Here is a 21,327-nt window from a genome sequence, read left to right as displayed (position 1 = left end):
GAATAGAAAAGAGGGATCGATAGTGACCAGGCTGGAACCGCTTTGGCGGGATGAAGTGAAGCTGCAAAGTTTTCCTTCATTAAAAGGCGACCAGAATGTCGATGTAGTTATTGTTGGCGGAGGCATAACGGGCATCACGACAGGCTATCTGCTAGTCAAGGAAGGTCTGAAGGTTGCTTTGCTGGAAGCGGATAAGCTGCTTAACGGCACAACAGGCCATACAACAGCGAAAATTACGGCTCAGCATGCTTTGATTTATGACGAATTCATTAGTCATTTTGGCAAAAGCGCGGCCAGGCTTTATTATGAAGCGGCTATTGGAGCTTTGGAGATCATTAAGGGGCTGGTAGACGAGCATGAGATCAGCTGTCATTATGAGGCGCAAGACGCCTATTTGTATGCAACTTCCGAGCAGTCCTTGACCAAGCTAAAGAAGGAGCTTGCCGCTTATGAGAAGCTAAATATCAAAGGCGAGCTGGTTGCGGACATCCCTTTTGACATCAAAGTTCAGGTCGCTTTAAAAATGAGCGGGCAGGCACAGTTCCATCCTCTGCAATATTTGGCCCGTTTAGTTCAAGCCATTGCGGATGGCGGCAGCTTCATCTATGAACACACAACAGCGGTCAACATTAAAGACGCGGGGGATAAAAAGGCCGTTTTAACACTAAACGGCTCCCGGGTGACGGGCAATTATGTCATTGCCTGCTCGCACTTTCCCTTTTATGAAGGGACGGGGCTATATTCGGCCCGGCTGCACGCGGACCGCTCCTACGTTCTTGCCTGCACGACAAAAATGAAATATCCCGGGGGCATGTATTTGAGCGTAGATCAACCGATTCGCTCCATTCGCTCCGCTATGCTGAACGGCGAGCAAGTGGTGCTGATCGGGGGCGAAAGCCATAAGGCGGGGCAAGGACAGGATACTCGTCTTCATTATGAGGCGCTGAGTCTATTCGGACGGGACGCGCTGGAAGTGGAGAAGGTGCTCTACCGCTGGTCAACCCAGGATTTCCACAAGCGGGTTTTCAGACACGCCCTAGAAGACATGATAGTGCAAGACGGTATTTCATGCAAAAAACACACTTTGTTCATCTATTCTTCATGCGAAGGATAGGAAACGATGGTATTCTTTAAAACAAGGAGTATATAATAATCATTACAAAAGGTTAATGATTCTCAAGTGTGCTTCTTGCCAAATAAAAAAACTCTGGGAGGAATTTCAACTATGTCTCTGATTGGAACAGAAGTTAAACCGTTTAAGGCTTCCGCGTACCACAATGGCAAGTTTATCGAAGTTACTGAAGAAAATTTCAAAGGCAAATGGAGCGTGGTTTGTTTCTATCCAGCCGACTTTACCTTTGTTTGCCCAACCGAGCTTGGCGACCTGCAGGATCAATATGAAACATTGAAATCGCTGGGCGTAGAAGTGTATTCCGTATCGACTGACACTCACTTTACACATAAAGCATGGCATGACAGCTCCGAAACGATCGGAAAAATCACTTACATCATGATCGGCGACCCGTCGCACACGATTTCCCGCAACTTTGATGTATTGATTGAAGCGGACGGCATGGCTGACCGCGGCACGTTCATCATCGACCCTGACGGCGTCATCCAAACGGTAGAAATCAATGCAGGCGGCATCGGCCGCGATGCCAGCACGCTTGTTAACAAAATCAAAGCGGCACAATATGTTCGTACGAATCCAGGCGAGGTTTGCCCTGCCAAATGGCAAGAAGGTTCGCAAACCTTGAAACCGGGTCTTGATCTTGTAGGCAAAATCTAAAGGGGGGCTTTACAGTGTTGGATGCGGATATCAAACAACAACTCGACCAATACCTTCAGCTCCTGGAAGGCGATGTGCTGATCAAAGCCAGCGCGTCGCCCGACGATTCCGTATCCAAGGACATGCTGGCTCTGCTTGAAGAGCTGGCCGGCATGTCCCCCCGTATTACGGTTAAGCAAGCTCAATTGGAAAGAACACCGAGCTTCAGCGTAAACCGGGTGGGAGAAGATACGGGGATTGTATTCGCCGGCATTCCGCTCGGACACGAGTTTACATCGCTCGTTCTGGCGCTGCTTCAGGTGAGCGGTCGAGCTCCGAAGGTAGATCAAAGCGTTATCGATGAAATCAAAAGCATTAAAGGCAATTATACCTTTGAATCCTATATCAGCTTAACGTGTCATAACTGTCCGGACGTTGTTCAGGCGCTTAATTTAATGAGCCTGCTTAATCCCGGAATCTCTCATACGATGATCGACGGAGCCGCTTTTAAGGATGAAGTCGAAAGCAAGGAAATTATGGCAGTGCCAACCGTTTACCTGAACGGCGAGTTTTTCGGCAGCGGCCGTATGACCATTGAAGAAATTATCGCCAAGCTGGTTGACGCTCCGGATGCTTCTGTATTTTCGGATAAAGAGCCGTTTGACGTATTGGTAATCGGCGGCGGTCCGGCAGGCGCAAGCTCTGCAATCTACGCGGCGCGCAAAGGCATTCGCACCGGTATCGTTGCGGAACGCTTCGGCGGCCAGGTCATGGATACCGTTGGTATCGAAAACTTTATCAGCGTCAAATATACCGAAGGCGCCAAGCTTGCGGCGAGCCTTGAAGAGCATGTGAAGGAATACAATGTAGACGTAATGAAGCTTCAACGGGCCAAGCGCCTGGAGAAAAAGGAGCTTATCGAGGTTGAACTGGAGAACGGCGCAGTTCTTAAGAGCAAAACGGTTATTTTGTCCACCGGCGCTCGCTGGCGCAATGTCGGCGTTCCGGGCGAGGCGGAATTTAAAAATAAAGGCGTTGCTTATTGCCCTCACTGCGACGGTCCGCTGTTTGCGGGCAAACACGTTGCGGTTATCGGAGGAGGCAACTCCGGAATCGAAGCGGCAATCGACTTGGCCGGCATTGTCAGCCATGTGACGGTTCTGGAATATATGCCTGAGCTGAAAGCGGATCTTGTGCTGCAAAAACGGCTGTTTAGCCTTCCCAACGTGACCGTTCTGACGAATGTTCAGACGAAGGAAATTACCGGCACCGATAAGGTCAACGGAATTTCGTATACGGAGCGCGATAGCGGAGAAGTGAAGCATGTCGAGCTGCAAGGCGTATTTGTGCAGATTGGTCTCGTTCCCAACACGGAATGGCTTGGAGACGCTGTTGAGCGTACCCGTATGGGGGAAATCGTGGTGGATCAACGCGGAGCAACCAGCTTGCCGGGCGTTTATGCCGCAGGCGATTGCACTAACAGTCCATTCAAGCAAATCATTATTTCAATGGGCTCCGGCGCTACAGCCGCGCTAGGCGCTTTTGATTATCTGATTCGTAACTAAAAGGTTTGAAGGGTGAATAACCCCTTGAGCCATCTCAATACCGCCTCGGAGGTCCGATGGATGCCGGTTGAAACCCTTTGGCGCAGCTCGCTGCGCAACGCGAATGCGTGAAAAGGTCCGGTTTTTCACAGAACCTTCGGGGCTATTTTTGGCCTGAGAGTGCTTTTATACGATCATTCACACAATATATGCCGTGGCGTGTTGCCATTGACCACACTTTGTACGAAGTATCGTATAAAACTGATAGCTTGTTGCTCCAATACCTCACTTTTTATATGATTAATCGTACAAATCCACCTGTATTTTCCTTCAATAGCCTCCTTTTATATGAAAAATCATACAAAATGAATCCCAAGGAATTTCAACCAAATTCAACGTATCATTACAATAAATCGCGCCGTATCGCATAGTTTCACGCCGTAGCGCAATATCACAACATATCGATACGTGTCATATAACGTAACTAGTTGGACGCACAACAGACGACTACTGGCCCTGCTTCCTTTTAATTTAGAGGAGCAAAGTTTTTATGAACTTCCCTGGGAAAGGCACCGCCTTTTGTGACAAATTGAGGAATGAGCATTTTTGGCGCATCTTTTTCGTACATTTATGACAACGGTATGTATAATAAAGAAGATGCAAGTTGAAAGTGGCGCATGATGATGAAGAGGAGGCTCCATCCTGAACGACTATTCTGTTTTTAATGAACTTACAACAGCCTGTCCCCATATGAAAATGTATAGCAATGAAGAAATGAAGGATCGCACCTTTATCAAGGTTGGCGGAAAAGCTGACTATTATGTGCAGCCATCCACTTTGGATGAAGCCGCCGAGGTGGTTAAGTTTGCCCATGCGAAGGCGATCCCGCTAACGGTGCTGGGCTTCGGCAGCAATGTCATTATTCGCGACAGCGGCATTCGAGGCATCGTGCTGAATATGAATCTTTTGAATGCCATTGAGGTCCTGGACCAAGAAATTATGGCGGAATGCGGCGCAAGCTTTATTGATGTGTCGCGTACGGCAAGAGATTATTCCTTATCGGGCCTGGAGTTTGCTTGCGGCATTCCCGGAAGTGTCGGCGGGGCGTTAATGATGAATGCGGGTGCATACGGCGGCGAGGTTTCTTTTGTGCTGAAGCAAGCAACCATCTTGACCAGAACCGGGGAAATGAAGGTTTTGGACGATACCCAATTTCAGTTCGGCTACCGCTCCAGCGTTTTTGAGAGGGAAGGCTATATTGTGCTGAAAGCCGTTTTCAAGCTGGAGAAGGGAGAACTGGCGGACATCCAAGGGAAAATGGATCATTTCACCTTTCTCCGTGAAGATAAGCAGCCGCTTGAATATCCATCATGCGGCAGCGTGTTCAAGCGCCCTCCCAACATGTTCGCTGGCAAGCTGATTGCCGATAGTGGACTGCAGGGGCTCAGGATCGGAGGCGCCGAGGTTTCAACCAAACATGCCGGCTTTATTGTTAACATCGACAACGCAACCTCGACCGACTACCTGGCATTGATTGAGCATGTTAAAAAGACGGTAAAAGAAAAGTTTGATGTTGAGCTTGAAACGGAAGTGAAAATTATTGGCGATCCCGCAACGGATCGAAGCAGCGGGCAACCAACCTAGCTGGAAGCTGTTAGTGCATGCAACGATAGAGAGTTTACTGATATAAGAAGGTGCAAAAAAACCGTGCTGCAAACCAAGCACGGTTTTTTTGCGCTCATTGTGCAAGTGCAGGAGCGAAAGCCGACTTGTCGCAGGAGCGATTGGCGGAGATCGTTGGAGTGACCAGGCAAACGATCAATTTAATTGAATCCGGGAGCTACAACCCGAGCCTTAAGCTGTGTATGGATATATGCAAGGCGCTAAATAAAACATTAAACGATTTATTTTGGGAGGAATGACGATGAAAAGCGAAAGGTCTATTAAAGAAGCAAAAACGATTTTGGCGGTTACGCTGCTTGCCGGAATAATTCTGCTCGCGGCGGGGTTCATTTTTATGGGTATGGATTCCATTCTGTTTTCTAGTCACAAGGTGCTGATGGCGTTGTCGCTTTTACCCTTCAGTATGGCGTTGGTATCCTTCCTGAAGCTGTCAAGATTGAAGAACGCCCCGCACAAAATGAAAAAAACGATAATTGCTGAAAACGATGAACGGCTGGTTGCCTTGAAAAATGAGGCTGATGCAGGGACATTAAAGCTGCTTCAGGGCATATTGTTTTTAGCTTATTTTGGATATACTTTTATTTTTCCCGAAGAGGTTTTTGCGACGGCTGGCTGGTGGACATTATTGGTTCTGCTGCTTGTTTCGTTGCTTGCGCAAAGCCTGCTGCGTCATCGACTGAGCAAAAGCCAAGCCAGTGCCGAGTGACAGGAACGCCACCCGACTTATTTTTGCAATCCTCATAGATGAGCGGCAATGTTCATTGACAGACCTGAACAATCAAGGCTTTAATGGAGTTACTGTGTTTGAGCACGCACAAATAGGAGGGTAAAAAGTGATTTTAACAGAAGGCAATCCGGAAAACGTATTTATGTCGTCACATAAGATCAAGCATGCAAAAGAGACGGCAGCCCAATGGGTTGCGGACGGAAAGCTTCCCGCCCTGGCTGTTTTTGCCGCACGAAGAGGTACGGTTGTGTTGCAGGAGGCATACGGAAAAGCAGCTTACGGTGAAGAAGCGCCCTTAAAGCTGGATGCGTTGTTCCCGCTGGCCTCCATCAGCAAAGCTATTACCGCAACTGCCGCCATGATTTTGGTGGATGAAGGCAAGCTGGGACTAAACCGCTCTGTTTCGTATTATATTCCCGAGTTTGTTGGCGAAGGTAAAAATAATGTTGCCGTTCATCACTTGCTGACGCATACATCGGGCATGAGCGGCGAAGCCGTCTATAACCATGTAACCCAAAAAAGAGGCAGCGTCGATATTCCGTCTCCTACGCCCGGACAACATCCCGACATTCATGAATATCTGTATTTGAGCTACGATGCGCCGCTCTGGAAAAATCCCGGCACGGAAATGTCGTATTGCGGATATGGTTATGATTTGTTGAGTGAAATCATTAGCCGTATTACCGGGCAATCGCTGGACAATTTTGCAAGAGAAAGGATTTTTGAGCCGCTGGGCATGAAGGATACCTATTTTGTTGTCCCGGAATCAAAATATGACAGAGTAGTTCAGCGCAACCCCGACGGACCGGATCAATGGGCGGGAACCCCTCGGCATTTGGCTTCCCCATCCGCTTCGAGCGGAGCGTATTCAACCGTTCTGGATATTGCGGTATTTGCCCAGATGTATCTGAACAAGGGTGTTTATGGCGGCGTCCGAATTTTGAGCAAAGCTTCCGTTGAAACGATGACAAGAAACCAGATTCCCGGCGTTGCGGCAAGATGGGGAGATCAGTTTTTCTCCGAAGCCTCGTGGGGTCTTGGCTGGAGCATTCAAGGCAATAAACGGGATGAATACGGCTCCTTGTGTTCGCCACAAACCTTTTCCCATGGAGGCGCAGGCGGCACCTTTCTGTGGGTAGACCCCGTAAGGGAAGTGGTTGGCGTATATTTCTCCGTTTACAGCCACTACACCGACTGCGGTACGGACTTATACAGCAATATGATTATGTCCGCCATTGAGGATTAACTGTTATCGTTCAGGGAGAGTACGCGTGCCTCGCTTGGGGGCGCGTACGCGTTCTGGCAGAGACGCCTTTGTTAATGCTTGAACCGGAGTTGATACTTATTGGGTTCGGGATAATAAAGGAGCATTGGGCGCAGCCATAAAATGAAGGAGCTCGCTCGCGAATCGTTCCGGCTGATCCTCCTGCACATACGTCAATGAACCCTCAACCAGCTTAAAGGATGCATGTGGAAAAATCTCAAACACCCGCTTCCCCAACTCAACCGGAAACAACATCTTATCATCAGCGCCCCACAGCACCAAAACGGGTTTATGGAAATGAGCTAGCCTTTTGGCGGCTTGAAGCGTATATTCCGGAGACCACCCCTTAACGACTTTGACAAAATCGGACCGAATCCTCTTTTGCCGGGTAAAGCTTCTGACGTACAGCTCCGAGAGCTGCTCCTTGTTCAGAGTGTGGGAGAGAAGCCCCATCGCCATCGGACTTTTCAGAAAAGAACCAATGCGGAACAGCCGGGACATAAGCCACAAATAACCCGGAACGCCAATCCCGGCTTGCAGGGAAGCAAATGCCTTTGGCGGAAAAACGTCCAGCGCATCGGTATTGCACAGCACCAGCCGGACAACAGACGAAGGATGCATCATAGTAAACACCTGGCCGTATGCGCCGCCCGTATCATTGCCAACCACAACAACCTCCCTGACTCCTATGGCGTCTATAAACTGCTTGAGCAGCACGGCAATGCCTTTTGGCGATAAATCTGCAGCAGAGTCAAGGGGAATAGAGTGAGCCCCGAGCGGCAGGTCGGGGACGATGCAGCGATAGTGCCGGGCTATAACGGGAATAACCTTTCTCCATGTATTGCTATTGCTCAACGCCCCATGCAGGAACAGGATACATTGACCCTCCCCTTGATCAAAATACCGTATGATTCCCGACGCCACCTTAGCTTCCTTCATGCGTTAACCCCTTTCATGATTAATTGGCAACATTGCAAAATACTCCGAGTATGGTGGAATTACTTCAACATACCTTGAGTATGTTGGCATTACTGTAACATACCTTTGGTATGTTCGCAATACTGTAGGTATGTTTGATGCAATTTAATCTTTATCCGGTCATGCCCAGGCGCTATAATGGGTCTATGAATGAACAAAATACAAAGTATATCAATGCGGAAGCAACAAAAGAAGCGCTGCTGCACCGGGCGGAAATACTGTTTGCCGAACTAGGCTTTGCAAAAACCTCGATTGATGAAATCGTCAAGCATGAACAATTAACGAAAGGAGCCTTTTATTATCACTTCAAAGATAAAAAAGCCATTTTTGAACAAGTGGTGGATCGGTTTCTGGAAAAAATAGTGGTCAGAATTAACGGGGCTGCCGGAGTCAAAAAAGATCCGTGGGAGAGGGCAATGACCGCTCTGGACATTTATTTGGAGGAGTGCCTCCAGCCGTCCTATCGCCGGATCGTGCTGCAGGAAGGTCCCGCGGCATTAGGCTGGAAGCAGTGGAGGGAGAAGGAGAAACACAGCGTTATGAGTGTATCCGCTTTGTTGCTCCAGGAGCTGATGGAGTCGGGGCATATCACAAAGCAGCCTCCAGACCTGCTTGCCGATATTCTGTTTGGTGCAGTTACGGAAGCGGCCATCGGCATCGCGGAGGCGGATGATCCAACTGCTGCCCGAACCCAGGTCGGAAGCATCCTGGAGCGGATACTTAGGTCTTTTTGAAACGCGGAAACAGGACATTAGCTGTGAATGGAAGAAAGTAGTCCGTGCGATAAGCGACAAGCAACAAGCAACAAGCAACAAGCAACAAGCAACAAGCAACAAGCAACAAGCAACAAGCAACAAGCCATAGGCCTTCCAGCATGGATTAAGCATCGAGCGCATCGAGCGCATCGAGCAGGAATAAGCAGTAAGCATTACGAATGGAGTAGTAAGGTGCAGGCGCAAGCGGTAAGCATTACACATCGAGTATCAGCGGCGTAACAAGCAGCAGCCAAGGAAGCTGGCCCGGATGCCTTACGGGCCGGCTTTTATTGTCTTCGCCTGCAATAGCCATCGGTTGGCATGTTAACCAACGATATTGTCTTTTAAGAAATGAATCAGCCAATCCGTTAATTGCCGCTGCGAGCTCCCGATAAAACGGTCCGCATGGTATACCAGCTCAAGCCGGCGAACCGGGGCCGGTTCTGTAATTGGAATACGGGTGATCCGATACCGTTCCGGGTGTTGCCTGAGCAGCCCTCTTGGCTGTATCGTTGCTCCTACACCAGCGGAAACCAGCTGCAGCAGCGAATTGGCGGAGCTTGTCTCCATGACAGTTGTCAGCTCAACCCTTGCGTTTACACACACCTCGTCAATTAAATCCCGCCCCAAATATCCTTTTGGATACATCACCAGCGCCTGCTCCTCTAGTTCCGCAAGGGATATTTCCTTCCTGCCGGCCAACTCGCTGTCGGAATGGACAAACAGATGGTAAGGCTCCGAGCCAAGCGGCTCTTGAACCAGCCGCTTATCAAGCGAGCCCTGAAGGCCAATTCCGATGTCCACCTTGTGGGCAAGCACCTCTTCATGAACCTGAATGGTGGAGATGACTTTAAGCCCGATATCGGGAAATTTCTGCTTGAATTGAACAAACAGCGGAACAAGCTGAAAGTCCAGGTCGGAAGGAAGAACTGCGAGTGAAACAGTTCCTCGTTGTCCCGAGAGCAATTCCTTGATTGCGCTGCGGGCGTCCCTTTCGGCTTGCAGCATTTTGACCGCGTAATGATGGAGGAGCCTGCCGGCTTCAGTAACGGCGACCTTTTTGCCAATGCGATCAAATAACGGTGCGCCCAGCTCTGCTTCAAGCAATCGGATTTGCTGACTTAAGGTTGGCTGGGAAATACCCAGACTTTCCGCTGCCTTTGTAAAATGAAGCTGTTCATAAACGGCCATAAAATAGCTAATATTACGGGTATCCATAAAACAGCTCACCTCGCTTTATTGATAGTATTTTACTATTATTATGATATAAACAATAGGATTGATCAATGAAAAAAGAATGATTATACTTGATTAAACACTATTAACAACCAGAGAAGGAGGCAGCACCTATGAAAAAGTATTATTTGTTATTGGCCATTTTTATCGCATCCTTAAATCTAAGACCGCTCATTACCTCTGTTGCCCCTTTGCTTGAAACGCTTCAAGCTCAATTGCATATGAACGGCTTGACGGCAAGCCTGCTCACGACCCTGCCTGTTATTTGCATGGGCATTTTTGCTCCATTGGCGACGGTTTTGCGCAATCGGATAGGCCTTGAACGAACCATTTTTATGGCATTGCTGCTCATTACGGCAGCTACCGCGCTGCGTGGAGTTATGGGCTCGGTGTTTATTTTGGTGGTCAGCGCTTTGGCCGGAGGCATTGGCATCAGTGTGGCAGGGCCATTGTTATCCGCTTTTATTAAAAAGTATTTCCCGACCAAACCCGGAATCGTCAGCATTTATTCCGCATCTATGATCGCCGGGGCGGCATTGGCCTCTGCCTTTACGATTCCCCTTTACCACGCAAGTCAAAACAGCATGACCACGACATTGGCCTTTTGGGCGATATTCGGCGTTGCGGCTTTAATCATATGGTCGCTGTTATTGCGGAACAAGGCGGGAGAAAGAGGGCAGGCACGCTCCACGTTTCCTCTGCGCAACAAAAGAGCGATCCTGTTAACATTGTTTTTCGGTTTAATGGCCAGCTTGTTTTATTCCGTAACGGCATGGCTTTCTCCGATTGCGCATAGCTTCGGGTACAGCGCAGCAAGCGCGGCGATGCTGCTTACCGTTTTCACCATTATTCAAATTCCCGTGTCGCTGATTATTCCGTTTCTAGTCGCAAAATCCGGTAATCGCAGATTTTATCTTATCCTTTGCAGCGTGTTCGAGCTGGCGGGCTTTGTTATGCTGCTGCTTCACATGCCGATGCTGCCGGCGGTTATCTGTCTTGGCATCGGGGCAGGCGGACTTTTCCCGCTGGCGCTTATGCTGCCGATCGTGGAAACCAGCACCTCAGAGGAGGCAGGCACCTGGTCCGCCATGTCCCAATGCGGAGGGTATGTAATCGGCGCAATGGGACCGCTCCTTATAGGGGTCATTTACGATAGCAGCGGCAGCTTTTTACCCGCGCTGCTTGCGATGCTCGTTATTGCGATTGTTATGATTGGCGTACAACTGCTCATAACCAGCACCAAAAAAGAAGTTCAAGTGGATGGGTAAAGTCAAACCCATGTAAGTGACTCTCCAAGCGAAATGCGTATATCGTGATGGAGTAGAAGCAGAACGCATATATGAATGCATATAAGCGAAGGAGTAAGCTGAACGAACGCATATATGAATGCTTATAAGCGAAGGAGTAAGCTGAACGAACGCATATATGAATGCATATAAGCGAAGGAGTAAGCTGAACGAACGCATATATGAATGCTTATAAGCGAAGGAGTTAAGCTGAGCTCATATTGTACGATATTTCGTACAAAAGCCAGGCGAATGTGGACTATTCAAGCGCTTTTGTACGATGAATCATACAAATAATGCAGAAACGGACGTGGGAGAACCTGGTTTTGTACGATGAATCATACAAAAGTGCAGTCTCAGGTTAAGGATCTTTAAGTTTTGTACGATTGTTCGTACAAAAGTTGGACATACAAATGCTATTGTATTGATTTTGTACGATGAATCGTACAAAAACACAACCCCAGGCGAGGACATGGTACACAAACCACTTTACATCATCGTGCCAGGCTATTGATTCTTAAGTTTTGTACGATTAAACGTACAACTTGAATTCCTTACAATAGCTAAAGGACCTATTGTATGGAATATCGTACAAAAACTTAGCGCCTTGATCGTTAAGAGAGAGCATGCTCTCTCCCGATCAAGGTTTTTTTTGCTCCCGGAAATTTTCTCCGCCAAAAGGGGGAACGGCGATCTTTGTCGAATTTAGGGAGAGTACAGTTGTAACGAGTTATTAGCTGCAGTTTTCGTGTTATGCAACTTGCGAAAGCGGAACTGCATCAACCAAGACTTGCGGATTATAGGCGGAGGTAATATAGATGAAGACGAGGCGCGTCAAAATTGTGGGGACCGGAAAATATATGCCGAGTCGAATAGTAACGGATGTGGAAATGGATAGCTTGTTAAATACGCCAAAGGGCTGGGTTCTCAAAACAACCGATGTGGCTTCCCGCCACTTTGCAACGGGGCATGAGACGGCCTCCTACATGGGGGCCAGGGCGGCCGAGGATGCATTAGAGGCCGCAGGGCTTACGCTCGCGGATATTGATTGTCTGGTTTGCGCAAGCGGGACGAGGGAGCAGAGCTTGCCCAGCACGGCATCGCTTATTCAGAAGCAGCTGGGGGAGACCATGTCCGGCGTGCCGGCGTTTGACATTGATGCGACCTGCCTCAGCTTTCTCGCGGGACTGGATATGATGTCTTATTTGGTCGATGCGGGGCGGTACCGGCATGTGCTGCTGGTTTCCAGCGAAATTGCTTCCGTCGGCTTGAACTGGAAGGAGAAGGAGAGCGCCGCTTTGTTTGGAGACGGCGCGGCGGCGGTTATAATCGGTCCCTCCCGCAAGGAGGAGGCTTCTGTCATCGTAGCTTCATCCATAAAAACATACAGCGAGGGCGCAGGCTTATCGGAGATTCGCGGCGGCGGCACGCGGATACATCCCCGCGAGCATAATGCCGAGACGGCTGACGACTTCCTTTTTTATATGAATGGACAGGCTATTTTCAAAATGGCCTCCAAGCTGCTTCCCGGCTTTGTGGACGAGCTTCTGTCGTTCAGCGGCTGGCGGATGGAGGACTTTGCCGCGGTTGTTCCCCATCAGGGAAGCGCCATGGCGATGCGGCTAATGCGGAAAAAGCTGGGCATATCCGGCGAGCAGCTGGTCTATATTACGCCGAATCACGGCAACACAATTGCCGCCTCCATCCCGATGGGACTGCATGAAGGCGTGATGCAGGGGAAGATCAAGCGTGGTGACCGGGTGTTAATGATAGGCACGGCGGCTGGATTGTCGCTGGGAGGAATCACTTTTGTCTACTAAGGATTTGCTTAAAGCGAAATTGAAGTCTGCTGAAAACTTGAATCCATCTGAGAAGGCGATGCTTTCTGAGCGCCTGCTGTCTTCCGGAAAGTTGTCTGCCGAAAAGCTGTCTTCCGGAAAGCTGACCGGCGGCACGGGATTGACGATTCTGCTGACGGGAGGCCGGGCGCCTTGCACGCTGGAGCTGGCGCGCTCCTTCCATAAGGGAGGACACCGCGTGCTTGTGGCTGAAAGCGCACGGTACCATTTATGCCGCGTCTCGCGAGCAGTGGACCGCTCCTTTCTCGTCCCGGCTCCCAATGCCGACCGTGAGCGTTTCCTGCAAGTCATCGAGGATATCGTGACGGAGGAGCGGGTGGATGTGCTGATCCCGACCTGCGAGGAAATTTTTTTCGTAGCAAAAGGGCTGGAGCGCCTTTCCCGCCATTGCAAGGTATGGTGTCCGCCATCGGAGCAGCTAAGCGAGCTGCATGACAAGTGGCGGTTTGCAGAGCTGGCGAGCTCATTAGGGTTGCTGGTTCCGCAATCCAGGCTGATTCAAACGCCGCAGGAGCTCCTTGCGCTGGGGCGGGAGGACCTTGCCCAAAACATGGTCCTTAAGCCGGTTTATTCGCGCTTTGCATCCCGCGTCCTCTTTTTGAATAAGCGGGATTCCGCGGTCAAAAAGGAGGTTATGCTGCAGGAGATTATGCTGCAAAAAGCGGCGGCTTCCGTATCTCGCGAAACGCCTTGGATCGCTCAGCGCAGAGTGGACGGACGCCATCTCAGCACCTATAGCGTTGCGCATGAAGGAAGCTTGCTTGCGCATGCGGCTTATCCTTGCCGCTACCGGCTTGGACCCGGGGCGACGGTTTATTTTGAGCCGGTGGAGCACAAGCCTGCACTGGAATGGGTGTCGCTGTTTGTCCGCGCTACCGGCTTTTCAGGGCAAATCGCCTTTGACTTTATTGAAGAGGAAGACGGGGCGCTGTATGCACTGGAATGTAATCCCCGGGCGACTAGCGGCATTCATCTGTTTAGCGGCGGCAGACTGCTGGAAGCATTCCTGTCGCCCGACAAGCTTCGGGCTTCGGAAGTCATCATTGCTCCCGATCGCTCCGCCAGCATGTTGACGGCTGGCATGCTGGCCGCCGCTGCCGGGAACCTCCGAAGCTGGAGCGCGCTGCGGGGCTGGTTTGGAGCCTTGCGCTCTGGGCGCGATGTCGTTTTCCGGCGTGGAGACATTAGGCCCGGGCTGGAGCAGGCAGGTGTATTGCTTGACGCATGGCGGATCAGCCGCAAGAAGGGGTTAACACTAAGTCAAGCGACAACAATGGATATCGAATGGAATGGTGAAGCATGAAAAAGGCTTTGGTAACAGGCGCTACCGGCTTTTTGGGCTGGCATGCCTGCATGGCGCTCCAATCGCGAGGCTGGACGGTGACTGGTCTTGGGAGAAATCCAGAAGCCGGGGCAAAGCTGGAGGCGAAGGGGGTGTTATTTGTCCGCGGAGATTTGCGCGATGAAGGAGCCGTTTCCCGTGCCTGCGCCGGACAAGATGCCGTTTTTCACTGCGGCGCTTTGTCGTCGCCCTGGGGGCGGTATCGCGAGTTCCATGACATTAATGTGGATGGAACCAGACATGTCGTACAGGGCTGTCAAAGGCATGACGTCAAACGTCTGATCCATATTTCAACGCCAAGCATCTATTTCGACCATACCCGTGATCGCCTTAACGTTGCGGAAAATGCCGAGCTGCCGGCAAAGCAGGCAAATGCTTATGCGGCAACCAAATTGCTTGCGGAAGAGGTCGTTTTCGACTCTCTGCAAAATGGCCAGGAGGGGCTTATTCTTCGCCCCCGCGCCATATTTGGGCCGATGGATACAGCCCTGCTTCCCCGGCTGATGCGGGCTAACGAAACCAGTGGAGTGCCGTTGTTTCGCAAGGGAGACATTTTGCTGGATTTGACCTATGTAGACAATGTGGTGGAGGCTATGCTGCTGGGCTGGGAAGCGCCGTCTGAGGCGCTGGGCCAGGCTTACAATATAACAAACGGCGAGCCGGCCAGGCTGGGCGACGTGCTTGCGGAGTTGTTCGACATGCTGGGAGTACGGCTGAATACGAGAGAAATCCCTTATCCGGTCGCTTTTGGCGCGGCGGCGCTCATGGAGTGGAGCCATCGTTTGCTGCCTTTTTTGGGCGAACCAAAGCTTACCCGCTACTCCGTCGGCGTATTGGCCAGAAGCGGGACGCTTGATATTGCTAAAGCGCGGCAGCAGCTCGGTTATGCTCCCCGGATAAGTCTGCACGAAGGGCTAAAACGTTTTGCCGATTGGTGGAGCGCTGGCGGACAATAGAATGTATGTTTAAAACTAATAAATTGGTGGCGTCTATTATGACAGTAACAACTTCACAAATTATATCGGGCGGCGGGAGAATGGCAGCTGCTCCAGAATGGAGCCATCAAGAAGCAGGCTCAAACGCGCCAGGCAGCAGCTCGCCGGAGGCAGCGGCCAATTCCGGCATCCATGTGGGGCTAGAGCTGTTTGCGGCGGGGTATTGCCGGCATCCCGAGTTTTTGACCCTGGATGGAGGGACGATCAGGCCGGTTTCGTTTCCTGCAGGCTTTGCTTTGATTACCCATCCTGAACGGGGATACATCTTGTTTGATACGGGGTATTCGGCTCGATTTTTTCAGGAGACCTCGAAGCTTCCCGCTCTTTTGTACCGATGGATTACTCCCGTCATTTTCAAGGAGGAGGACAGTGCGCTGGATCAGCTGAAGCGCCTTGGCATTGAGGCAGAGGAAATCCGGTATATCATATTGTCGCATTTCCATGGCGATCATATAGCGGGGCTGCGGGATTTTCCCGCCGCTGCTATTTTGTACAAGGGAGAGGCTTATAACGCGGTTAAAGGGCTTGGCGCATTTGCTGCGGTAAAAGCCGCCTACCTGCCGGGTTTGCTGCCGGGGGATTTTGCGGAGCGGTCCCTGCTGATGGAGGATGCCGCACATCTTACGCTAAACCGCGAGTTTCCTTTTGAGCACGGCTATGATTTGTTTGGCGACGGCAGCTTGATTGCGGTTGATGTGCCGGGACATGCAGCGGGACAGATCGGTCTTTTCCTGACAACGGACGCCGGGACGCATTTTCTATGCGCCGATGCCGTGTGGTCCAGCCGCGCTTACCGCGAGCGCCGCAGTCCCCATGCCGCTGCCCGCCTTATTATGTCCAGCCCCGCCCAATATGAGGACTCCTTCCAGCGGCTTTGCTCCCTGCATGAGCAATATCCGCACATCGAAATTGTGCCCAGCCATTGCGCTGAAGCGTTGTCGCGGGGGAAACGGGGGAACGGGTTGTGAGGCGTAACGAAAAACGGGGAATGAAGTGGATATTCCTTTTCCTTTGGCATTACTTTCTAACCCGCAGGAGGCGAAGGTGGCGGGATCGGCAAAGCTTCGAGGCATGGCAGGAGCGCCAGGTGCTGAAGCGGCTTGCTTTTGTCAGGAAACGCTCGCCCTTTTACAGGGAGCTTTGGGGCGGAGTACCGCTTGCCGAATGGAGGCAATTTCCGCTTATCAACAAAGCGCTGATGATGGAGCATTTTGACACACTTAACACGGTTGGCATCTCCAGGGAAGAAGCGCTGGAGGTTGCGCTGGAGGCCGAACGGAGCCGGAACTTTCAGCCGCGGATCGGAAGCATAACGGTAGGATTGTCCACAGGCACGTCAGGCAATCGGGGGTTGTTTCTGGTCAGCGAAAGCGAGCAAGCCGCCTGGGCCGGAGTGATGCTGGCGAAGGTGCTGCCGGAGCCGTTTTGGAGGCCGCAAAGGATTGCCTTTTTTCTTCGCGCAAACAGCAATTTGTATCAATCTGTTCAAAGCGGAAAGCTGCAATTTCAATACTTTGATTTGCTGGAGAGCATCGAGGGCCATGTGGAGCGGCTGAATCGGTACAACCCCGGCATCCTGGCCGCGCCGCCTTCCATGCTCCGGCTGCTTGCCCTTCACAAGCAGAACGGGCTGCTGACCATTTGCCCCCATACCGTTATTTCCGTCGCCGAGGTGCTTGATCCCATCGATGCCGATGCCATCGTTGGAGCCTTCGGAGGGCGCATAGATCAAATCTATCAATGCACGGAAGGGTTTCTGGCAAGCACCTGCTCTTTTGGAACGCTGCATCTCAACGAGGATATTGTTCATATCGGGAAGGAATATGCCGACGGGGACGGCTCCGGCCGTAAATTCGTGCCTGTTGTAACGGATTTTTCGCGGATCACGCAGCCCATTATCCGTTATCGGTTGAATGATGTATTGACTGAGGCGGAAGGCCCATGCCCATGCGGTTCGATATTTACTGCAATTGAAGCTATAGAAGGACGATGCGACGATATTTTTTATTTGGCCTCGCTGGAGGATGGCAGGCTGATTCCCGTTTTCCCGGACTACTGGTCGCGCGCTATCATCTCTGCCTCCCCGAAGATTCTGGAATATCGGGTCATTCAGCATGGAGAAGCCGATGTAGAGCTTCAGCTCCTTGTTGCTCCCGGCGCAGATCAGGGAGATATTCAAAATCGGGTCGCTGACGCTATCGCGGAGCTGGCACAGAAAATGAACTGCCGTGCGCCAAGCCTGGCTTTTGCAGGCTACTCCGCGCCGCTGCGAGGGCAAAAGCTTCGCCGCGTAGAGAGGAGATGGTCCGTTGACATCTGAAGTCGCCTTCTATGATCAAACCAATCTTCACGAGCTTGTCTGGCCGGATACTCCGGATGGCCGCTACGGGAGAGCTTATCTGGAGCCGTTGATACGGGAAGGGGTTGCCTCCTATATAACCAATGTGCAGACCGTTTTGCAGGTGGCGGCAATCGGCGATCTTATTTTGCCCCTTACAATTAATGAAGGCGAATATGGCAATGCCTATGTCGTTTCGCCTTATACGCATTATGTTTCGTATGCCAAGCAGGAGCTGATGCTGCTTAAATCGCCGCTTCTGGAAAAAGGGCTGTCCGTTTTGCTGGACGGGCTGGGCTATGGAATGAAAAAGAGCTATTTTAACCGGGTTGTGCATATCAATAATTGGCTGTTGTCCACCAATCTGTTTCCTGACGTAAAGGGAGAGCAGCTGTTGGCGGTTCTGGAGGCCGTGAAGAAGCGTTATCCGAAGCATGCTATTGTGATTCGCTCGTTGTGCGCATCGCTGCATGAGGAGCTGATGGACAGTCTGCGGGCCAGGGGCTGCAAGCTTGTGCCGAGCCGGCAGATTTATATGTACCATGCCAACGAACCCGGCTTTGGAAACGCCAAAGCGCGTTGGCTGCTAAAGCGGGATTATGAGCTGCTGGCCAAACAGGGCTATGACTTTGTTTCGGCTGCCGAAATGACGGAGGCGGATATTCCCCGCATCGCGGAGCTGTACAAGCTGCTTTATCTGGACAAATATTCGTTGCATAATCCGCAGTTTAGCGAGAGCTATATTACATTGGCCAAGGAAGCCGGGATTTTGCAATTGTACGGCCTGCGCAGGAACGGGCGTCTGGATGCGGTGATGGGGTATTTTTGCCGCAATGGGGTGATGACGACTCCACTGTTTGGCTATGATACGACGCTGCCGCAATCGGTCGGGCTGTACCGGATGTTGTCGGCGTGCCTGATCAGGCAATCCCGCGAAAATGGACATTTGCTGCATGAAAGCGCAGGTGCGGCGCAATTTAAACGCAATCGCGGCGCGATTCCCGATTTTGAATATTCAGCGGTGTATGACAGGCATTTGCCGCTCGGGAGACGTTGGGCGTGGTCGCTGCTGGAGGGGCTGTTGAACAAGGTCGGCGTGCCGCTGATGCGTAGGCTGAAGCTGTAGAACAAGGGAGGGAAAGGATAATGACGCGTAACGAAGTTGAAAATAATGCTTTGCGGGATGATGCAAGGGATGCGAGTGCTGCTACGGAGCAAAAGGGTGTACGTGGCGGGAAAGCCGCAGCGGCTGATAAGCCGGTTGCTTTTGTAACAGGCGCGTCCAGCGGCTTTGGCTTGTTGACGTCGGTTAAGCTGGCGCAACAAAACTATCGGGTAATCGCCACAATGAGAGACCCGGATAAATCAGGGGAGCTGCTGGAGCGGGCCAGAGCAGCAGGAGTTGCGAAGGAGATTGAAATACACAGGCTGGATGTAACGGATTCAGAAGCGATCAAGCAGGTCGTTGCTGAATCCTTGCAGCGTTATGAGAGGATTGACGTTTTGGTCAACAATGCAGGCTTTGCCGTTGGCGGCTTTGTGGAGGAGGTGCCGATGGAGGATTGGCGGCGGCAGATGGAGGCTAACTTTTTCGGGCTTGTCGAAATGACAAAAGCCGTTATTCCCGCCATGCGAAGCAGGCAATCCGGCATTATTATCAACATTAGCAGCATTAGCGGCCGTGTCGGCTTTCCGGGTTATGCCCCTTACGCAGCCTCCAAGTTTGCGGTGGAGGGGTTTAGCGAAAGCCTGCGGCATGAGCTTAGCCCGTTTGGCGTCAAGGTTGTGCTGGTGGAGCCGGGAGCGTACCGGACCCCGATTTGGGACAAGGGGCTGAACCAAATGAACAATCCCGAGCATTCGCCTTATAAAAGCAGGCTTCAGGCTATTATGAGCTATTCACGCAGGTCGGGGGAGACTGCGCCCGATCCGCAGAAAGTGGCTGATTTTATCGGAAAGCTGGCTGGAAAGCGCTCGCCTGGACTGCGCTATCCAATGGGACAAGGGGCAGTGCTTGCATTATGGACCAAGGCGCTGCTGCCGTGGAAATGGTTTGAAGGCATCATCCGGAGCGGAACCCGTTGAAAGGAAAATCAGGAGGCCGATTGGAAATTAAACCGGGAATGAAGTACAATAAGCAGGATGTTTTAAGCATATACGTCAGCGAGCTGGAGCTTCGGGCGTGAAGGACGGCTCCCGGCGGAGCAGATTAAGCAATATGCAATAATGGAGGATTATATGTTGAACTGGAAGTCGATTGTAAAAGGAATGGCCATGGGAACGGTTGAAACGGTTCCCGGCGTCAGCAGCAGCACGATTGCGATGTTGATGGGAATCTATGAAAATTTAATTGAAGCGATTGGTAATCTGACCTCTAAACGGTGGAAGGAAGGCATTGCTTATTTGATTCCGATTGGAATCGGAATGATTGGCGGTTTCCTGGTTTCGGTGCTGCTGATCAGTTATCTGCTTGAGCATTTTATGCAGCCTACGCATTTCCTGTTTATCGGACTTGTTATTGGCATGCTGCCATCTCTGTGGAAGAACTCGCGGCAAGAAGCCAAAGGCTCCTTCCGCTTTATCCATTCCGTCCTCATTTTACTGGCTTTTGCCGCGATTGCCGCAACCCGTTTTCTGGATCAATCCGGGGTAGCGACGATGAGCGATTTGTCTGTCGGCGATTATTTGTTTCTGTTTGCATCAGGCTGGCTCGCCAGCACAGCGCTTATCTTGCCAGGAATCAGCGGGGCTTTGGTGCTGACCATTCTCGGCGTTTATTACACGGCAATTTCCGCCATATCCGAGATGGATATTCCCATTCTTCTGGCTATTAGCGGCGGAATATTGGCTGGCGTGCTTTTGACAAGCAAGCTTATACGTTTTTTGCTTAAACGGTTTACGCTGGTGATGTATTCGCTGATGATCGGCATGGTGGGGGGCTCAATTGTGGTGCTTTATCCCGGTTTTCCTGGCGGCTTTTTGTCCATTGTCGTTTGTGTCGCAGCTTTAGGGGCAGGTTTCTTCATTGCCCTGTTTGCCGGACGCATCAGCCGCAGACAGCAGGCCAGACCTGAAACTGTCAAGGCCGCCTAAGGATTGGAGGGCATAGCGCGCAGCCAGATGTTTAGCCGGCATTTGAAACGGACAAGCATGTGCGCTGATGCGAAAATATGTTACTTGCTGCTGAAAAGCAGCAAGTTTTTTTGTTTTCAGGAGCGTATGCGGAACGCACTTTAGTGGAATGAAGTTATATTTTTCTAAATCTATTGCTTACTTGTATAAAAGATACTATAATTAGTCCATTGTACCTAAATTATATTTGTTATTATTTACCTTAGTGCAGCAGTAACGCGAATTGAATAGTCAGGCAAACCTATTGAAAGGTAGGGACGCAAAGCTAGAGGGACTAAATCCGCAAGGGTAAGTCAGCCAGTTGCATGATCGTAATTGGTGAATGCTGGGCAGGTGGCCCATATTCGCCTTTTTTGTTATGGCTGATTTGTCCGTAATGAGAAAGACAAGGCTGTCCCAAAAGTCAAGTGAAACGAATAA

At 50.9% G+C, this 21,327-nt stretch carries 19 protein-coding genes and 1 riboswitch; of the genes, 17 read left to right on the top strand and 2 right to left on the bottom strand.

The window, feature by feature from the left end:
- Nucleotides 1–22 precede the first annotated feature (22 nt).
- The 7 genes from A7K91_RS12925 (at nt 23) to A7K91_RS12895 (ending at nt 6,968) form a co-directional block, all read left to right on the top strand.
- Entirely contained in the window at nt 23–1,114 is a 1,092-nt protein-coding gene (locus A7K91_RS12925; protein ID WP_068683306.1) for an NAD(P)/FAD-dependent oxidoreductase, read from the top strand.
- Nucleotides 1,115–1,225: 111 nt separating this feature from the next.
- Complete coding sequence (ahpC, locus tag A7K91_RS12920) at nt 1,226–1,789, top strand: alkyl hydroperoxide reductase subunit C (protein WP_068683304.1); 564 nt, start codon at nt 1,226–1,228, stop codon at nt 1,787–1,789.
- Between the two features lie 14 nt (nt 1,790–1,803).
- Nucleotides 1,804–3,333, top strand: a complete 1,530-nt coding sequence (gene ahpF / locus A7K91_RS12915) for an alkyl hydroperoxide reductase subunit F (RefSeq protein WP_068683302.1) — start codon at nt 1,804–1,806, stop codon at nt 3,331–3,333.
- 681 nt (nt 3,334–4,014) lie between these two features.
- Nucleotides 4,015–4,956 (top strand): UDP-N-acetylmuramate dehydrogenase, encoded by a 942-nt coding sequence (murB, locus tag A7K91_RS12910; protein WP_068683300.1) that lies wholly within the window; start codon nt 4,015–4,017, stop codon nt 4,954–4,956.
- A 125-nt stretch (nt 4,957–5,081) separates the two neighbouring features.
- A complete protein-coding gene (locus A7K91_RS12905; protein WP_068683298.1) occupies nt 5,082–5,234 on the top strand; it encodes a helix-turn-helix transcriptional regulator in 153 nt (50 codons plus the stop codon).
- Between the two features lie 2 nt (nt 5,235–5,236).
- The gene (locus A7K91_RS12900) at nt 5,237–5,701 is read left to right on the top strand and encodes a hypothetical protein (protein ID WP_068683296.1); all 465 of its coding nucleotides are present in this window, start codon (nt 5,237–5,239) and stop codon (nt 5,699–5,701) included.
- A 127-nt stretch (nt 5,702–5,828) separates the two neighbouring features.
- A complete protein-coding gene (locus tag A7K91_RS12895) occupies nt 5,829–6,968 on the top strand; it encodes a serine hydrolase domain-containing protein (protein WP_068683294.1) in 1,140 nt (379 codons plus the stop codon).
- A gap of 96 nt (nt 6,969–7,064) precedes the next feature.
- Here the strand turns inward: A7K91_RS12895 and A7K91_RS12890 are convergent, their stop codons facing one another.
- A complete protein-coding gene (locus tag A7K91_RS12890; protein WP_068683292.1) occupies nt 7,065–7,925 on the bottom strand; it encodes an alpha/beta fold hydrolase in 861 nt (286 codons plus the stop codon).
- Between the two features lie 185 nt (nt 7,926–8,110).
- Between A7K91_RS12890 and A7K91_RS12885 the strand changes: the two genes are divergently transcribed.
- Nucleotides 8,111–8,698, top strand: coding sequence for a TetR/AcrR family transcriptional regulator (locus tag A7K91_RS12885; protein ID WP_068683290.1), 588 nt, complete (start codon nt 8,111–8,113; stop codon nt 8,696–8,698).
- 345 nt (nt 8,699–9,043) lie between these two features.
- On the opposite strand, the gene A7K91_RS12880 is transcribed toward A7K91_RS12885, so the two are convergent.
- Nucleotides 9,044–9,937 carry a LysR family transcriptional regulator gene (locus A7K91_RS12880; protein WP_068683287.1) on the bottom strand — a complete coding sequence of 298 codons (894 nt, stop codon included), beginning with the start codon at nt 9,935–9,937 and terminating at the stop codon, nt 9,044–9,046.
- Between the two features lie 131 nt (nt 9,938–10,068).
- Here A7K91_RS12880 and A7K91_RS12875 point away from each other — a divergent pair, with 131 nt between their 5' ends.
- From A7K91_RS12875 to A7K91_RS12835, 9 genes are all read left to right on the top strand, one after another.
- Nucleotides 10,069–11,223, top strand: a complete 1,155-nt coding sequence (locus tag A7K91_RS12875) for an MFS transporter (protein ID WP_068683285.1) — start codon at nt 10,069–10,071, stop codon at nt 11,221–11,223.
- Between the two features lie 836 nt (nt 11,224–12,059).
- Nucleotides 12,060–13,061: a beta-ketoacyl-ACP synthase III gene (locus A7K91_RS12870; protein WP_068683283.1), complete on the top strand. Its 1,002-nt coding sequence runs from the start codon at nt 12,060–12,062 to the stop codon at nt 13,059–13,061.
- Entirely contained in the window at nt 13,051–14,403 is a 1,353-nt protein-coding gene (locus A7K91_RS12865; RefSeq protein ID WP_082967441.1) for an ATP-grasp domain-containing protein, read from the top strand. The genes A7K91_RS12870 and A7K91_RS12865 overlap by 11 nt, the downstream gene beginning before the upstream one ends.
- Complete coding sequence (locus A7K91_RS12860) at nt 14,400–15,398, top strand: NAD-dependent epimerase/dehydratase family protein (protein WP_068683281.1); 999 nt, start codon at nt 14,400–14,402, stop codon at nt 15,396–15,398. The genes A7K91_RS12865 and A7K91_RS12860 overlap by 4 nt, the downstream gene beginning before the upstream one ends.
- 38 nt (nt 15,399–15,436) lie before the next feature.
- Nucleotides 15,437–16,405 (top strand): MBL fold metallo-hydrolase, encoded by a 969-nt coding sequence (locus A7K91_RS12855; protein ID WP_245697482.1) that lies wholly within the window; start codon nt 15,437–15,439, stop codon nt 16,403–16,405.
- Nucleotides 16,402–17,757, top strand: coding sequence for a F390 synthetase-related protein (locus A7K91_RS12850; RefSeq protein ID WP_245697480.1), 1,356 nt, complete (start codon nt 16,402–16,404; stop codon nt 17,755–17,757). The genes A7K91_RS12855 and A7K91_RS12850 overlap by 4 nt, the downstream gene beginning before the upstream one ends.
- Nucleotides 17,747–18,901, top strand: a complete 1,155-nt coding sequence (locus A7K91_RS12845) for a GNAT family N-acetyltransferase (protein WP_068683279.1) — start codon at nt 17,747–17,749, stop codon at nt 18,899–18,901. The genes A7K91_RS12850 and A7K91_RS12845 overlap by 11 nt, the downstream gene beginning before the upstream one ends.
- Before the next feature lie 20 nt (nt 18,902–18,921).
- Nucleotides 18,922–19,860, top strand: a complete 939-nt coding sequence (locus tag A7K91_RS12840) for an SDR family oxidoreductase (protein WP_082967439.1) — start codon at nt 18,922–18,924, stop codon at nt 19,858–19,860.
- Nucleotides 19,861–20,013: 153 nt separating this feature from the next.
- Nucleotides 20,014–20,868, top strand: a complete 855-nt coding sequence (locus A7K91_RS12835) for a DUF368 domain-containing protein (RefSeq protein WP_068683277.1) — start codon at nt 20,014–20,016, stop codon at nt 20,866–20,868.
- Nucleotides 20,869–21,131: 263 nt separating this feature from the next.
- Nucleotides 21,132–21,216: riboswitch (cyclic di-GMP riboswitch) on the top strand.
- Nucleotides 21,217–21,327 lie beyond the last annotated feature (111 nt).

Source organism: Paenibacillus oryzae (genome assembly GCF_001675045.1).
GTDB lineage: Bacteria > Bacillota > Bacilli > Paenibacillales > Paenibacillaceae > Pristimantibacillus > Pristimantibacillus oryzae.
Note: the sequence above shows the minus strand (reverse complement) of the source record. Positions and strands in the feature narration are given on the sequence as shown.

Bases quoted from the DNA above. Each gene is read 5' to 3' on its own strand.
- ahpC (WP_068683304.1), top strand. From the start codon at position 1,226: ATGTCTCTGATTGGAACAGAAGTTAAACCGTTTAAGGCTTCCGCGTAC.
- A7K91_RS12900 (WP_068683296.1), top strand. From the start codon at position 5,237: ATGAAAAGCGAAAGGTCTATTAAAGAAGCAAAAACGATTTTGGCGGTT.
- A7K91_RS12890 (WP_068683292.1), bottom strand. From the start codon at position 7,925: ATGAAGGAAGCTAAGGTGGCGTCGGGAATCATACGGTATTTTGATCAA.
- A7K91_RS12885 (WP_068683290.1), top strand. From the start codon at position 8,111: ATGAATGAACAAAATACAAAGTATATCAATGCGGAAGCAACAAAAGAA.
- A7K91_RS12880 (WP_068683287.1), bottom strand. From the start codon at position 9,937: ATGGATACCCGTAATATTAGCTATTTTATGGCCGTTTATGAACAGCTT.
- A7K91_RS12875 (WP_068683285.1), top strand. From the start codon at position 10,069: ATGAAAAAGTATTATTTGTTATTGGCCATTTTTATCGCATCCTTAAAT.
- A7K91_RS12870 (WP_068683283.1), top strand. From the start codon at position 12,060: ATGAAGACGAGGCGCGTCAAAATTGTGGGGACCGGAAAATATATGCCG.
- A7K91_RS12860 (WP_068683281.1), top strand. From the start codon at position 14,400: ATGAAAAAGGCTTTGGTAACAGGCGCTACCGGCTTTTTGGGCTGGCAT.
- A7K91_RS12855 (WP_245697482.1), top strand. From the start codon at position 15,437: ATGACAGTAACAACTTCACAAATTATATCGGGCGGCGGGAGAATGGCA.
- A7K91_RS12840 (WP_082967439.1), top strand. From the start codon at position 18,922: ATGACGCGTAACGAAGTTGAAAATAATGCTTTGCGGGATGATGCAAGG.
- A7K91_RS12835 (WP_068683277.1), top strand. From the start codon at position 20,014: ATGTTGAACTGGAAGTCGATTGTAAAAGGAATGGCCATGGGAACGGTT.